Origin of the sequence: Paenisporosarcina quisquiliarum, assembly GCF_027563315.1 — a bacterium.
GTDB lineage: Bacteria > Bacillota > Bacilli > Bacillales_A > Planococcaceae > Paenisporosarcina > Paenisporosarcina quisquiliarum.
In genome coordinates this window covers 73583-87631 of the sequence record NZ_JAMKBJ010000005.1, presented here as the reverse complement: position 1 = coordinate 87631, position 14049 = coordinate 73583, and the positions used below count along the sequence as shown (strand labels likewise).

The following is a 14049-nucleotide window of genomic DNA, read 5'->3' as shown; positions in this document are numbered from 1 at the left end:
ATTGAACGAAAAACCAAATAGTCGTTTTGTCATCTCACAGGAAGACTGGTCGCTCCATCGAAAAGGTTATCAAGATCAACAACGGCATATGGATAAAGTCAAAGAAGCCATCAAAAACAATTTGCCGGATTTAATCAGTGAGGAAAGCATCGTCATGTCAAACGGTCGGGATGTCATCAAAATTCCGATTCGCTCATTGGATGAATACAAAATTCGCTACAATTATGACAAGTCTAAACATGTGGGGCAAGGCAATGGTGATAGCCAGGTAGGAGATATCGTCGCCCGTGGTTCTGGGGAAGGGAAGCCTGCGTCAGGGCAAGGAAAACAAGCAGGGGATCAAGCCGGTAAGGATTACTATGAAGTGGAAATTACCATGGAAGAGCTCGAAAGTGCTCTTTTTAATGAACTTGAGTTACCAAATTTAAAGCAAAAAGAACAAGCTCAAATTACCAAAGAGAAAATAGAATTCAATGATATCCGTAAAAAAGGGCTCATGGGCAATATCGATAAAAAACGCACCATTTTAACAGCCATCAAACGCAACGCTGCGAATGGAAAAGCGGAAATTTCACCAATCCATAATGAAGATTTACGATTCAAAACGTGGAATGACGAAATAAAACCAGAATCTAAAGCTGTTGTTCTTGCGATGATGGATACGAGTGCATCCATGGGACCATTTGAAAAATATGTGGCTCGCAGCTTTTTTTTCTGGATGACCAAATTTCTACGAACCAAATACGAAACGGTCGAGATTGAATTTATCGCCCATCATACAGAAGCAAAAGTGGTTACGGAAGAAAACTTTTTTAATAAAGGTGAGAGTGGAGGCACCATTTGTTCATCTGCCTATCAAAAAGCGCTAGAACTGATTGAACAAAAATATCATCCTTCACGATTTAACATTTACCCGGTCCATTTTTCAGACGGTGAAAACATGTCAAACGATAATGAAAGATGCTTAAAATTGGTTAATGAACTGATGACTGTTTCGAGCATGTTTGGGTATGGAGAAGTCAATCCAAATAATCGGTATTCTACTTTAATGTCCACCTATAAAAAAATTTCAAATCAAAAATTCCGCCATTATATATTGAGAGAAAAACATGATGTCTATAAAGCACTAAAAAGCTTTTTCCAAAAAGAAACAACTTCCGTTTGAATTGGTTCATGCCTGGCACTTGTCATTGAATAAACCATCGGAGGGATTCAATAGATGGAAACAGATGCTCTTCATCGGGCAATTGATGAAATTACGGAAATTGCAGCTGGATTTGGCCTGGATACGTATCCGATGCGTTATGAAATATGTCCTGCCGATATTATTTACACGTTTGGTGCATACGGAATGCCCACTCGATTCAGCCACTGGAGCTTTGGGAAACAGTTTCATAAAATGAAGTTGCAATACGACTTAGGGTTAAGCCAAATCTATGAGCTGGTTATTAATTCAAATCCTTGTTATGCGTTTCTGCTCAATACAAACAGTCTCATTCAAAATAAATTGATTATTGCCCATGTTCTTGCCCATTGTGATTTCTTTAAAAACAATGTCCGCTTTTCAAATACTAAGCGTGACATGGTCGAAAGCATGACGGCAACAGCCGAACGGATTGCCAATTATGAAATGATTTATGGAAAAGTTGAAGTTGAACGCTTTTTGGATGCCGCGATGGCCATACAGGAGCATGTGGACCCTTCCATCATCAGACATAAATTACTCGACTACGAGACTGAGGAAGAAAAAGAATTCATCCGGAAGACCCCTTACGATGACTTGTGGAACTTAGATAGAAAATCGAGTAACCAATTACTCATTGAAAAAAGAAAAAAATTCCCCCCATCCCCTGAAAAAGATCTTCTATTATTTATCCAGGAGTACAGCCGCGAGCTGGAAGAATGGCAACGGGATATCTTGACCATGATGCGGGAAGAAATGCTCTATTTCTGGCCGCAACTGGAGACAAAAATTATGAATGAAGGCTGGGCGAGCTATTGGCACCAGCGAATCTTAAGGGAAATGGATCTGACACCAGCTGAAACCATCGAATTCGCATCTTTGAATGCAGGTGTAGTCCAGCCTTCTAAAACGAGTATCAATCCATATTATCTTGGATTAAAGATCTTTGAGGATATTGAAAAGCGATACAATCATCCAACAGATAAAATGAAGAAGCTCGGTGTCAAAGAAAATTCGGGCAGGGAAAAAATGTTTGAAGTAAGAGAAATAGAATCGGACATTTCATTCATACGGAATTATTTGACGAAAGAGTTAGTGAAGCAGGAAGATCTTTATTTGTTTGAAAAGAAGAACGGAAACTATCACATTACTGACAAAGACTACGAGCAGGTGCGTGACCAACTGGTATCGATGAGGGTCAATGGAAGCTTTCCTTATATCGTGGTCGAGGATGGGGATTACTCGAGAAATGGCGAACTTTATTTAAAACATGGCTATGAAGGGACGGAACTGGATCCTCCTTATTTAGAACATGTCCTGCCATACATTTATCAGTTGTGGGGACGATCAGTTTATCTGGAAACATATGTCGAAAACAAACCGATTGTTTATGCATATGACGGTAAAAAGGTAACGCGTCGCATATTATGATGGAACGAATTCCAGCATCTTAAAGATGTTGGAATTTTGTTTGGATAAAAACTGCTGGCAAAGACGTTTATGGCAAACATAATTTGTTCTGTGGAAGGAAAATCCAATCCTATTACAGAATAGAACATAGACCGATACAAGGAGGATTTTAAGTGAGTAAACATTTTTTGTCTCTTGCCATTATTATACTCAGTCTGTCACTGCTTTTCTGCGGATATCAGATCAGTAAGGATGCTGCGAATAATGATGAGAAAAAGACAACCACTGTTTTGAACGTTGAGAAAGGGTTATGGACAATAGAAGAAACAGCACAATATCTTAGTCTGCCTGTCGATCAACTCCGTTCCATTGTCAGTTCAAATGATTTTGAACGTGCTAATTTGTCGGGAAGCTACGATACATATCGATTCATTCCTTACATCGAGATTAAAGGTGAAAAATATTTCAACAAAATCCAGGTGGATGAATGGATAAAGTACAACTCACTGAACTGGACTGAAGTTGCTTTGTAGAAGTCATCTAAAATCGTGATCGGCGAGTTAAGTTAGAAATCTTATAAAAGGAAGGGAGGTGTTTACACTGTCCACATCTAAAGTGTTGAAATGGGTCTCTGGCGGTCTTGAAGCATTATTGGGAATTCCTATTTTAGGAGCAACCATTGTCATCGGATTTTTATGGATTCCGTTAGCCATTATGTTAGCCTTACACATCGTTACCTTCGTTCTGACAAAAAAAGATGGCGGCACGACCACGGGGAGTATTCTTGGGATCATCACTTCTTGTATAGCGTGGATTCCTTTCGTGGGAATGATTATGCACATTCTTTCTGCCATTTTCCTGATGGTCGATGCTGCAAAACCGGATCATCAATTAAAAAACAATATTGAAATTATCTAATATAAAAGGAATCGAACAGCTGATGAGCTGTTCGATTCCTTTTTAAATTTATGGATAAAAAGCCTAAGAAGTCGAGTGTCAGAGTTGTAAAGACCGTCGGCGAATTTCAGTTTCCAACAAGTAGATAAATTCGGGACATAACTTCAATTCTTTTGCCTTAACGTACGATTCAATTAACAATTCAGAAGACAGTTTACTCATAAATGAATTCACCTCCAATGTGCAAATTTAATAGAGTTGTTAAAAAATTGGTAGAAATCTTTGATGTATTCTTAATCTATCAGATAGTTTTGTTCGGAACAAGCGTTCTCTTATCCACAGTTATCGGTGGATTAATTGTGATTAACTTGTTGATAGACCACAAGAATGTATACTTACCACACGGGAAAATGTGTATAAAGTTATCCACAACAACGAAAAAGTGAGAAATTTGTCGAAAAGTTTTTTTGGAAATATTACCTTGGAAGGAATTTCAAGAAAAGAAAACGAATAACTCTATTAGAAGATCGTTATGGAGGTAACAAACTTGATATATAAAGATGGATACATAAAAGTTCGCGAACTGAGGGAAGAGGATAATCACTTATTGGCAAAATGGCTTTCGGATCCTGAAGTCCTTCAATATTATGAAGGCAGGGACAATCCTTTTGACCTGGAAAAAGTAAATGAGAAATTTTATAACTGCGATGAAAATGAAATGAAATGTATGATTGTATTTGATTCAGTGGAAATTGGCTACATTCAGTTTTATAAACTGGATGAAGAGACAAGAAATCATTATGGGTATATTGATTCGACCGATAAGATATATGGAATGGATCAGTTTATTGGGGAAACAAACTATTGGAATAAAGGCGTGGGAACAGATGTTGTGAAATCCATGGTAACGTTTTTGATTAAGCAAAAACATGCCGATCTTGTAGTCATGGACCCTCAGACATGGAATGAGCGAGCCATACGTTGTTATGAAAAATGCGGATTCAAGAAGGCTGCTCTATTGCCTAAAAACGAACTGCATGAAGGTGAGTATCGAGATTGCTGGCTTATTGAATATCGAAGGTAACAAAAAAGGCAAAAGCATTTAACTTTTGCCGTCATACTAATGAAGAAAGAATATCAATAAATACAACATCATAGAAATACACGGATTTTTTGCACTCTATCTAAAAAGAAGGTGGCTGGCTTTTTCTTTCGCTTTCCGCGGACGAAACGCCAGCCTCCTCGGCTCTGCCTGCGGGGTCTAGCTTGTTCCGTTTTTTCCGCAGGAGTCTTCAGAAATAGCCAACCACCTGCCCACTTAAATAGTTTGAAGAGAAAAACTGACAGAAGTGATTACTGTTGATTGGAGTGGAGGCGGCGACTTCAGCGGGAACAGCACGAGCTGAAGGCCCCGCAAGAACGTAGTGATGAGGAGACTGAAGCCGTGCCCGCGAAACGCGTCCGCCGCAACGGAAATCAACATTTTCCGGTATTTGCACTTTTTCAAGAGTATGCAGTTATATTCATTCATTAAATTGTTTCTCTAAAGTCTAACGGCAAAAGCATTTAGCTTTTGCCGTTTTTTCTAATTCTGTTCTGGTCTTTTCTCTAAAAACGTTGGGCGGATAGCACCCCATGGAGCAACAACAAGCGTCAATGCCAAATCCTTTGCTTCCTCTAAACCTGGACCTGTGCCTTGTTCCACATAATACTGTTCAAGCTGTGACGTCGTAATCTGACCACCATAATTTGTTCCTTGTATAGCTCCCCAGAAAGGTTCGCTATCTATACGATCAATTCTGGCATAACCATCATCGCCTTCTTTTAATGAGAAAAATATATCGCCTCCCGGGGCTGAATCGGAAGGTTTTAAATCAGGATATTTCAACAGCACATACTCGCCGTAAAAAGGATCATACGGGTCGTATGGTTCGGCTCGCAAAACATATTCTTCTCCGAACCATGAAGTGGCGAAGAAACTCAAAGCAATTAAGATAATCATCAGTGTCTGTAAGGCTGGGATTAAAAAGGATTTCATGACGAGACACCTGCTTTCTTTTTGTTAATTCTCCAGGCGATACCGGACAATGCAAAAAGTAAAAGTGCTCCGATAAGGAAAAATAGGGATACATCCATTCTTCCCCAAGCATAAATGAAATACAGGACAAACTGGACAAGAATGAAAAATACAAAGCCGGGTGCAAGCGATCTGTCTTTACGATGCTCATTCACTAAATAGGTTAATGCGACGACTTCGGCTAAAATGGCGAGACCGATTGCCGAGGTGTCATAAAGCAGAATTCCGACTAGACCAAGTGAAGAAATCCAGGCTATTTTCTTGAAGCGAATATAATAGAAGCCGAGAATGACTAATCCAGCAATGGATAGAGCGATTGATTCAACTACATTCATCTTGATGAATGAGAGTTGGGTTTCGCCCAACACAGCTAAATAAACGAGAAGTTGCAGTCCACCGATAATCATGTAGAAAGGCCGTGCAATCCGTTCTTTCTCGGGGAAAGAAAGAGTGAAAGCGACAACCGCAAATAATGTCCAAATTGGCCAGAGAACATTCTCATATTCAACGACTGGCCAAAGTGCGAGACCTGCGCCAAAAAGGAGAATCCAACTAAACGAAATCGAGATGCCCGTTCTACTGAAGTAAAACCACACTACTGAAACAACAAGGAATGCTCCCCATTGGAACCACCCCAAATTTTCACCAGAAGTAAATAACACTTGAAGTCCAAACATAAATGCGACAATCGCATAAGGAAATTGACGCCAATACCAATAATGCCCAAGTGCGGCAATGAAGATGGCCCAAGGTAAATATGAATTAAAAAGGGAAAAATGAAATGTTTGAACCGTTACAACGATACTTGCTGCAAACATAGCCAGCCCAATCAGACGGAATAAAATGGGATGACCGATTTTTTTCGTTTCAGAAAAATGTCCTAGAATGTAAAACAGCCACATTACAGACAGGACTAATGTAATTCTTAAAACATCAGGCATCTCTTGCCAATTGGCTGCAATGAAACTGAACACGGCAAGGGAAAAGAAAATCAGTCCAATGATCATAAGCAGTGGAAGTTTCAATGGTTTAGGTTGCTTACTCTCGAATGCAAGAATCTTCTCGACTGTTGATTCGTCGATCAATCCTTCATCTTGCCAACTGTGCAGTTTATGCTTCAGTTCCACGTCGTCATCTCCTTCATCTATTTTTCTTTCATTATAGCCTCTTCCTATCTGTATAGACATAGGGTCTTATGGTAAATAAACTCATCCTCATGTTGGTAATTTCTATGTATAAAAATAGCGTGATTTTTGAAGACTGATTATTCAGGAGTATTTGGGGTAAATAGGCTACATTTAAAGGAATTAGATTAAATAGAAGAAAAGAAAAGGAGGGATAATATGGTTAAAGATAACCAGAAATTCACCAATCAACATCGTTTTAATTACGAAAGACGAAATGTCTGGACAGGTGTGCTGTTCGGACTCGGAGTGGTTGCTTTTATCGATGAGACTGTGTTCCATCAATTACTTCATTGGCACCATTTCTATGACAAGTCTACTACTGATATCGGACTTGTATCTGATGGATTATTTCATGCTTTCAGTTGGTTCGCTACAATCGGATCGTCGTTTATGTTGGCAGACCTACATCGCCGACATGCGTTTTGGTTCAAGAAGTGGTTAGGTGGCATATTCATTGGTGGAGGTGCTTTCCAATTGTATGATGGAACCATACAGCACAAGGTTATGAATCTGCACCAGATTCGCTACGGTGTTGATATACTACCATATGATGCGATTTGGAATGTCCTTGCTTTAGCCATGATTATTGTCGGATTTATACTCCTTCGTGGATCTAAAGGAGAGGAGCGGGATACAGAAAAGAGAGGACTGAATGTACATGGTCCATCCGCATCATGATGGCAACGAGCTGATCGGGCAAATCTTATTGACACTGCCATTTGTACTCGCTTTATTCTTATATGTATATGCAGTGATATTGACACAGCGTCGATATCAGAAACAATGGCCAATATATAGAATCGTGTTTTGGTTTACAGGCATCATTTGTACGGCAGTTTCAGTGATTGGTCCATTGGCACAACTTGCAGTCGTTGATTTCAGGGCACATATGGTGACACATCTGCTGCTGGGTATGCTTGCACCTTTATTGCTCGTACTGGCTACTCCCATGACCCTTATCCTTCGTACATTGCCCGTGAGTAAAGCACGTATGGTTACCAGGATACTAAAGAGTCGGCCTTTGCGAATTCTGAGCAATCCATTGGTAGCGGCATTGCTGAATGTCGGAGGACTTTGGTTATTGTACACGACAGATTTATATATGTTGATGCATCAGAATCTTGCGGTTCATATACTGGTGCACATGCATGTATTTTTGATTGGCTATTTATTCACCATATCCATTATTTATATCGATTTAACACCACATCGGACGAGTTTCATTTTCCGTTCCGTTGTCCTATTGATGGCACTGGCTGGACACGCTATTCTGTCGAAATATATTTATGCAAATCCGCCGGCAGGAATTATTAAATCACAAGCGGAAATTGGCGGTATGCTAATGTATTACGGTGGAGATGCCATTGAAATTTTGCTAATTGTTATTCTTTGTTATCAATGGTTCAAATCCACAAAACCTCGTGAAGGATTGCTTCAAAAACAAATAATTAGTCAGTAAAACACCTCTACTCCATGACAGACTGCATGGAATAGAGGTGTTTGTTTACGTGTTTAGTTTGGATGGATCTCTTCATTTGCTGAAGGGTCCAAAGTTACTTTCCGTGCAGGATCATTAATGACTTGTTTGTTTAACTCATCAATCATCTGTGCATCAACCAACTTCATATCCTCATGCATATCAAATAGGCTGACTTTATCCGTCATTACAGCATCAGGACTGTCCATATAAGGACCTTTTGCCAACTCGCGATCTTCTTCGGTAAACACTTTTTTCTTCATGTATTATCATCCTTTCAACTATTTGTTAAAGGTGGCAGAGCTCACTCTTATCTTGTGCAGTTAATTGAATGACTATGTATGTAGATGAGGATTAACCAATTGACACTTTTCCAACGATTTTTTAATTTTGTCCAACGAAATCTTCATTTCCTCCAACAAACTCCACATAAATGCTCTTGAAGTTTTAAAGCAGAATTAGGTGCTAGTAAAGAGTCCTTGCAATAGCTTCTCCGAAAATGGTGCAGATTTCATGTCTTTATATAAGAACAAGCCTAATTGTTTTCATAACACGTCTTTAAAGCCTTCTTTGTGCATATGAAAAACTATAGTCCGTTCGTTTAAAAAGCATGGACTAAATTTCGAATGAAAATAAGGTGACAGATCATGAAACCGATTATTGGAATTAGTTCGTTTGTGGAATACGATGGGGATGAATACTCTGTATCCATGGCCAATGCCCATGCCCTTTTGCAGGCAGGGGGAATGCCAGTAATGCTGCCGCATTTAGAGAAAAAGACAGATATAGATGAGATGGCGCAATTTTTAGATGGTCTTTATCTTACGGGAGGTTATGACATTGACCCTACACTTTTTGGAGAAGAACCGCATCCGAAGCTTGGGGTAGTCGATCCTGCCAGAGACATTTTTGAATTAGCTCTTGTTCGAAAATTTTTAACACTAAACAAGCCGATTTTGGGTGTCTGTCGAGGGTGCCAGTCGATAAATATCGCCATCGGGGGAGATGTGTATCAAGATATTGGTGCTCAAATGAAAGAAGATTATTTGCAACATCAGCAACGAGCCCCTAAGTCACATGGCTCTCATTTTGTAGATGTAACAGTTGGTTCTTTATTACATCAAGTCACGGGGCAAAAACGGTTGAAGGTGAACAGTCGTCATCATCAAGCAAATCGTAATGTACCATTTCCATTACGAGTCAGCGGAAGTGCAAGTGACGGAGTAATTGAAGCTATCGAAAGTGAAGTTCATTCTTTCGTGCTTGGTGTTCAGTGGCATCCTGAGAATATGTTTTTTGGTGGAGATGAATCTTCGAGGAAAATTTTCAGTGCATTTATAGAAGCATGTAATAAAAATCAACACCCCCAATAAAAGAAGTTTTTACTGAGGGAGTCACATGTTTATTTTTTACGTTTGGCTTCCCTTGCTTCTCGTTCCCATATTTTTAAGTGAGGATACGGATCAAATGCCCACTCGGTTCGCCCGTTATATTTATACATCCCATAATGTAGATGCGGTGGGAATCGACCAGAGGTTCCTTGTTTTCCATATCCTGAACTGCCCACATATCCAATGACTGTACCAAGTTCCACGATATCGCCTTTTTGTATTCCTTCATTAAAATAAGCTAAATGAGCATAGTAGTGATAGGTATTTTGTATATCACGAATACCTACACGCCAGCCGCCAAATTGGTTCCAACCCAGTTCTTCGATAATTCCGTAAGAGGTCGATTTAACAGGAACTCCATAACCGGCAAATAAATCGGTTCCTTCATGAATGCGCCGGCCACCCCATCCTCGGTTTGCTCCCCAAGTTCCTTTATAACTGTAATTGTGAGTCAGCGGAATAGGGAAAACATGTTCACCTAAATCGAGGGTATTAAAGTGTTTATATAAAGTGGCAATCGTCAGTATTTGATTGACGGTTTTTTCACTTTTGTAGTATTCCCATATGGCCAACTTAAAGTCATCTTCGGTTTGCCCGTAACTGGCTAAATAAGAAGACATCGTAAAGAGCACATCCACATTATCTTCTGGATTTGCCATGCCATCTGCATTTCCATCAAGTCCTTGTCCTCCAAAAAATGCAATTGATTCGGGAGAGGTGTCTTCCTTATCAGGATTGAGGGTTCCTGCCCAATAATCGTCTGAGAATTGTATGGCAATCGGGCCTTCTTTTTTCGGAATATCTTTGCGTACTTGCTGAATATTGCGTTCAAATTGATCCACGGCGGCTAGATAATACCAGGGCACAAAAGTGTTTTCAAATTGTAAATAATAAGACATCCGCTCATCCAAAACGTCCACTTTCTTCGGTGGCTGCTCTTTTGCATCAACGACAGAGAAGAAAAGAAAGCACAATGTAAGTGCATATAGCGTAAAAGCAAATAATTGTCGCACCAAATAAACCTCCTTAGTGAATCATTCTTTAGAATATCCCAATCCGAAAAAATCATAAGTAGTAAACTCGACCATTTATATGGAATGCGAGTGATGAGAACCACAGGTGAAAATGGAAAGACAATCGATTTTTGCACATACTATTGATCAATAGTGGAGATAATCGTCTTATGACATGTATGATGGAAATAATTGAGATAAGTTTCGAAACAACTTCTCTGAGAGAAAGGGTGAAGAATATGATTTTTGAACAATCAGAGTTAGATAATTGGGTTCAAAAATATCCACTTTTGGATAACATCATTCAATTGGAACCAGTCGTTTGGTTAAATCCTAATTTGCAAAAAATGAACGAAATTTCTTCATTGCCAGTTACGAAAGCTGACATGGAGAATGCTGCTGAACTATGGCAACGATTTGCTCCGTACTTAGCAAAAGTTTTTCCTGAAACGAAGAAGACAAATGGCATCATCGAGTCGCCTTTAAGAAAAATCGAGAAAATGAAAAATGAGCTGAATACGAAATATGATTCCAAAATAAACGGGGAACTGTTTTTAAAATGCGACAACGAACTTCCTATTGCTGGGTCCATAAAGGCACGTGGCGGTGTATATGAAGTTCTTTATTATGCTGAAAAGTTGGCATTGGAAGCGGGAATGGTCAACAAAGATGATGATTACTCGGTCTTTGCCAGTGAAGAATTTAAAAAGTTTTTTAGCCAATACTCAATTGGTGTTGGATCGACAGGAAATCTGGGATTAAGTATAGGTATTATTGGCGCAAAATTAGGTTTTCATGTTTCCGTATACATGTCTTCTGACGCCAAACAATGGAAGAAAGATTTATTGCTTGCAAAAGGGGCGACAGTCCATGAATTTAAAGGGGATTTTGGAGAGGCAATCTTTGCAGGAAGACAGCAAACAAAAGATAATTCGAATGGCTATTTTGTCGATGATGAAGATTCCAAGCATTTATTTCTTGGCTATAGTGTTGCTGCCATCCGATTGGAAAAACAACTTCAAGAACAAAACGTGCTTGTAGACAAAGATCATCCTCTATTTGTGTATTTACCATGCGGTGTTGGTGGTTCACCCGGAGGAATAGCGTTCGGTCTTAAACAAATCTTTGGTGATAATGTACATTGTTTCTTTGTAGAACCTACACATTCCCCAGCAGTATTAGTGGGGCTGTTGACAGGCGAAAAAGAAAAAGTGTGTGTGCAGAATTTCGGTATCGACAACTTGACCGAAGGAGATGGGCTGGCTGTAGGAAGACCCTCCTGCTTCGCATCTTCTATCAGTGAAAAACTTGTCAGCGGGATATATACAATGGAAGACGATGAGTTATTTAAATTATTAGCCTTGTTAGCTGATAGTGAAGGGATTCACTTAGAACCTTCAGCCACTTCAGGCTTAATCGGACCAGGACAAATCTTAGCTTCTGAGTATGTGAAAGAAAAAAATCTAAATACTTCTCAAGCCACACATATTGTTTGGGCGACAGGGGGAGCACTTGTACCGAAAGAAGATATGAAAAGGTTTTATGAAAAAGGGCAAAGCTTGCTATAAAATCTACACAATGCAAATACAAAGATACCCCAAGCAGTTCTATGACTACTCGGGGTATCTTGCTCTAGTATATTGCGATGGATAATAGATTATGAATGCGAAATCTAGGCAATTTCTCTTTCCATCGCTACCTGTAAAATATCAAACCACTGATCCCTTGATAAAGTTAAATTCAGCGCTCTTATAGCCGACTCGATACGTGACATCTTGCCTGAGCCTACTATTGGCATAATATGTGCTGGGTGGCTAAGTACCCATGCATAAAGCACTTCGTCAATGCCCTGAGCACCAACTTCTATTGCGATTTCTTCAAGCTTACTACGCAACTTTATCGTCTTCTCATCTTCAGACTTGAAGATTTCTCCTCCAGCCAGCGGAGACCAAGCCATAGGTGCTATGCGTTCTTCCTGGCATAAATCGAGCGTTCCATCCTCAAAATTCTCCAGTTGGTATGCGGATAGTTCAATTTGATTGGTGACAAGCGGGAAATCTAAATAGGATTGGAGCATTTTATATTGTGATCGTTTAAAGTTAGAAACCCCGAAATGACGGACTTTGCCTTCATTTTTCAGTTGAGTAAAGGCTTCTGCCACTTCTGCCGGGTTCATATATGGATCAGGACGATGAATAAGCAGGACGTCGATATAATCGGTTTGAAAGTTTGTCAGTGATTGATTGACTGATGCCAAGATATGTTCCTTACTCGTGTCGTAAGATTTGACGCGATGATCTGGACGATTATCAGAAACGAGCTTAATTCCGCATTTCGTGACAAGTTCCATTTGCTCTCGAAGTTCCGGCTTTAAAGCAAGGGCATCCCCGAACATTTTTTCACATGTATAATTCCCATAAATATCGGCATGATCAAAAGTTGTAATGCCTGCTTTCAAACATTCCTCAATAAGTTCCAAAACTTCTTCGTTCGTCATATTCCATTCGGAAAGACGCCATAATCCATGAATGATTCTTGAAAAAGATAAATCTTCTGTTAGCTCTACACGTTGCATAATCAAGCTCCTCTATTTACTATTTTCTAAATCATAGCATAAAAGCAGTTTTAGATTAGCTGCCACGAATTCTGTGGATAAGCTGCTTAAAGTTGGAGAAGCTAACTGTTGTAAGATTTATTAAATCAAAAGGAGGAACCGTACATGCCAAGACCATTGCCAAATGATTCAGCAGATAACAAAGAAAGACTTAACAAAACCATAGACAATATGGAAGCTGCAGAAGAAGCAATGTCGTTCGCCGAAGGAAAAGAACTTGCCGCAATCAAGGAGAAAAACGAGCGACGCAAAGAAGCAATTGACGGTTTAAGAAAAGAAATTATCGAAGAAGGCAAATCGCGAATTAATGGGTACATCTAAAAAAGAAAAGCTCACTAAAGATGGAGACTTATGGTTCTCCGTCTTTTTTAATGAACATTTGTTGGAAACCACCTGAAAAATACTTTGCTTAAGATTTATTGAGTAAAAACTCCGTTTTGAGAGAACATAACAGAAATCGAAAATGGAGGTGTCTCATAAATGACAAACAATCAGAACAAACCCGGTTCATTTACCCAATCTGGAACCGATATTGAAGAGGTAAAACGAAATAACGCCAATTCAGGACTTACTTTTAATGAAGTTAAGCAATTGATTGCAAAAACAGTTGGAAGTGAACAAGCTGAATTCGGCAGTGAACCAAATTTTCAGGACCAACAAAAGAAAAAATAACATATGATGGACAAGCAGGTGCCCTTTTAGGGTATCTGCTTTTTCTTCTTAACAAAAGAATCAAGCAGGGAGGGACGTTCTAGGCTACGTATATTAGTCCCAGTAAACAGCCTAGGGTGTCTAGCTTC

17 protein-coding genes are annotated in these 14049 nt (G+C 39.4%); 11 read left to right on the top strand and 6 right to left on the bottom strand.

The genetic code is table 11. The features are described from left to right. Position 1 precedes the first annotated feature (1 nt). The 4 genes from yhbH to M9R32_RS07685 all read left to right on the top strand — a co-directional run bounded on the left by yhbH (position 2) and on the right by M9R32_RS07685 (position 3511). Positions 2-1165, top strand: a complete 1164-nt coding sequence (yhbH, locus tag M9R32_RS07700) for a sporulation protein YhbH (protein WP_269926149.1) — start codon at positions 2-4, stop codon at positions 1163-1165. A gap of 54 nt (positions 1166-1219) precedes the next feature. After that, the gene (locus tag M9R32_RS07695; protein WP_269926148.1) at positions 1220-2614 is read left to right on the top strand and encodes a SpoVR family protein; all 1395 of its coding nucleotides are present in this window, start codon (positions 1220-1222) and stop codon (positions 2612-2614) included. A 152-nt stretch (positions 2615-2766) separates the two neighbouring features. Then, positions 2767-3126 (top strand): hypothetical protein, encoded by a 360-nt coding sequence (locus M9R32_RS07690; protein WP_269926147.1) that lies wholly within the window; start codon positions 2767-2769, stop codon positions 3124-3126. 67 nt (positions 3127-3193) lie between these two features. Further along, positions 3194-3511: a hypothetical protein gene (locus M9R32_RS07685; protein WP_269926276.1), complete on the top strand. Its 318-nt coding sequence runs from the start codon at positions 3194-3196 to the stop codon at positions 3509-3511. A gap of 78 nt (positions 3512-3589) precedes the next feature. Here the strand turns inward: M9R32_RS07685 and sda are convergent, their stop codons facing one another. Further along, complete coding sequence (sda, locus tag M9R32_RS07680) at positions 3590-3712, bottom strand: sporulation histidine kinase inhibitor Sda (RefSeq protein WP_269926146.1); 123 nt, start codon at positions 3710-3712, stop codon at positions 3590-3592. Between the two features lie 325 nt (positions 3713-4037). On the opposite strand from sda, the gene M9R32_RS07675 reads away from it, so the two are divergent. Next, positions 4038-4574 carry a GNAT family N-acetyltransferase gene (locus M9R32_RS07675; protein ID WP_269926145.1) on the top strand — a complete coding sequence of 179 codons (537 nt, stop codon included), beginning with the start codon at positions 4038-4040 and terminating at the stop codon, positions 4572-4574. A 501-nt stretch (positions 4575-5075) separates the two neighbouring features. Here the strand turns inward: M9R32_RS07675 and M9R32_RS07670 are convergent. Both M9R32_RS07670 and M9R32_RS07665 read right to left on the bottom strand, forming a co-directional pair. Continuing rightward, entirely contained in the window at positions 5076-5528 is a 453-nt protein-coding gene (locus M9R32_RS07670; protein ID WP_269926144.1) for a GDYXXLXY domain-containing protein, read from the bottom strand. Beyond that, entirely contained in the window at positions 5525-6694 is a 1170-nt protein-coding gene (locus M9R32_RS07665) for a DUF2157 domain-containing protein (protein ID WP_269926143.1), read from the bottom strand. The genes M9R32_RS07670 and M9R32_RS07665 overlap by 4 nt, the downstream gene beginning before the upstream one ends. A gap of 216 nt (positions 6695-6910) precedes the next feature. Between M9R32_RS07665 and M9R32_RS07660 the strand changes: the two genes are divergently transcribed. Further along, positions 6911-7432, top strand: a complete 522-nt coding sequence (locus M9R32_RS07660; RefSeq protein ID WP_269926142.1) for a DUF2243 domain-containing protein — start codon at positions 6911-6913, stop codon at positions 7430-7432. Further along, a complete protein-coding gene (locus M9R32_RS07655) occupies positions 7407-8213 on the top strand; it encodes a cytochrome c oxidase assembly protein (protein ID WP_269926141.1) in 807 nt (268 codons plus the stop codon). The genes M9R32_RS07660 and M9R32_RS07655 overlap by 26 nt, the downstream gene beginning before the upstream one ends. A 53-nt stretch (positions 8214-8266) precedes the next feature. Here M9R32_RS07655 and M9R32_RS07650 read toward each other — a convergent pair whose 3' ends face one another. After that, complete coding sequence (locus tag M9R32_RS07650; protein WP_269926140.1) at positions 8267-8494, bottom strand: hypothetical protein; 228 nt, start codon at positions 8492-8494, stop codon at positions 8267-8269. Positions 8495-8878: 384 nt separating this feature from the next. Between M9R32_RS07650 and M9R32_RS07645 the strand changes: the two genes are divergently transcribed. Continuing rightward, positions 8879-9604: a gamma-glutamyl-gamma-aminobutyrate hydrolase family protein gene (locus M9R32_RS07645; protein ID WP_269926139.1), complete on the top strand. Its 726-nt coding sequence runs from the start codon at positions 8879-8881 to the stop codon at positions 9602-9604. A gap of 29 nt (positions 9605-9633) precedes the next feature. Here the strand turns inward: M9R32_RS07645 and M9R32_RS07640 are convergent, their stop codons facing one another. Further along, entirely contained in the window at positions 9634-10635 is a 1002-nt protein-coding gene (locus tag M9R32_RS07640) for a peptidoglycan DD-metalloendopeptidase family protein (protein ID WP_269926138.1), read from the bottom strand. A 239-nt stretch (positions 10636-10874) separates the two neighbouring features. On the opposite strand from M9R32_RS07640, the gene M9R32_RS07635 reads away from it, so the two are divergent. Continuing rightward, a complete protein-coding gene (locus M9R32_RS07635) occupies positions 10875-12203 on the top strand; it encodes a D-serine ammonia-lyase (RefSeq protein ID WP_269926137.1) in 1329 nt (442 codons plus the stop codon). Positions 12204-12307: 104 nt separating this feature from the next. On the opposite strand, the gene M9R32_RS07630 is transcribed toward M9R32_RS07635, so the two are convergent. Further along, positions 12308-13210, bottom strand: coding sequence for an aldo/keto reductase (locus M9R32_RS07630; RefSeq protein ID WP_269926136.1), 903 nt, complete (start codon positions 13208-13210; stop codon positions 12308-12310). Between the two features lie 144 nt (positions 13211-13354). Here M9R32_RS07630 and M9R32_RS07625 point away from each other — a divergent pair, with 144 nt between their 5' ends. Next, on the top strand, positions 13355-13570 hold the full coding sequence (locus M9R32_RS07625; RefSeq protein WP_269926135.1) for a small, acid-soluble spore protein tlp: 216 nt from the start codon (positions 13355-13357) through the stop codon (positions 13568-13570). A 159-nt stretch (positions 13571-13729) separates the two neighbouring features. Then, positions 13730-13921, top strand: coding sequence for a hypothetical protein (locus M9R32_RS07620; protein ID WP_269926134.1), 192 nt, complete (start codon positions 13730-13732; stop codon positions 13919-13921). The last annotated feature ends 128 nt before the right edge of the window (positions 13922-14049 follow it).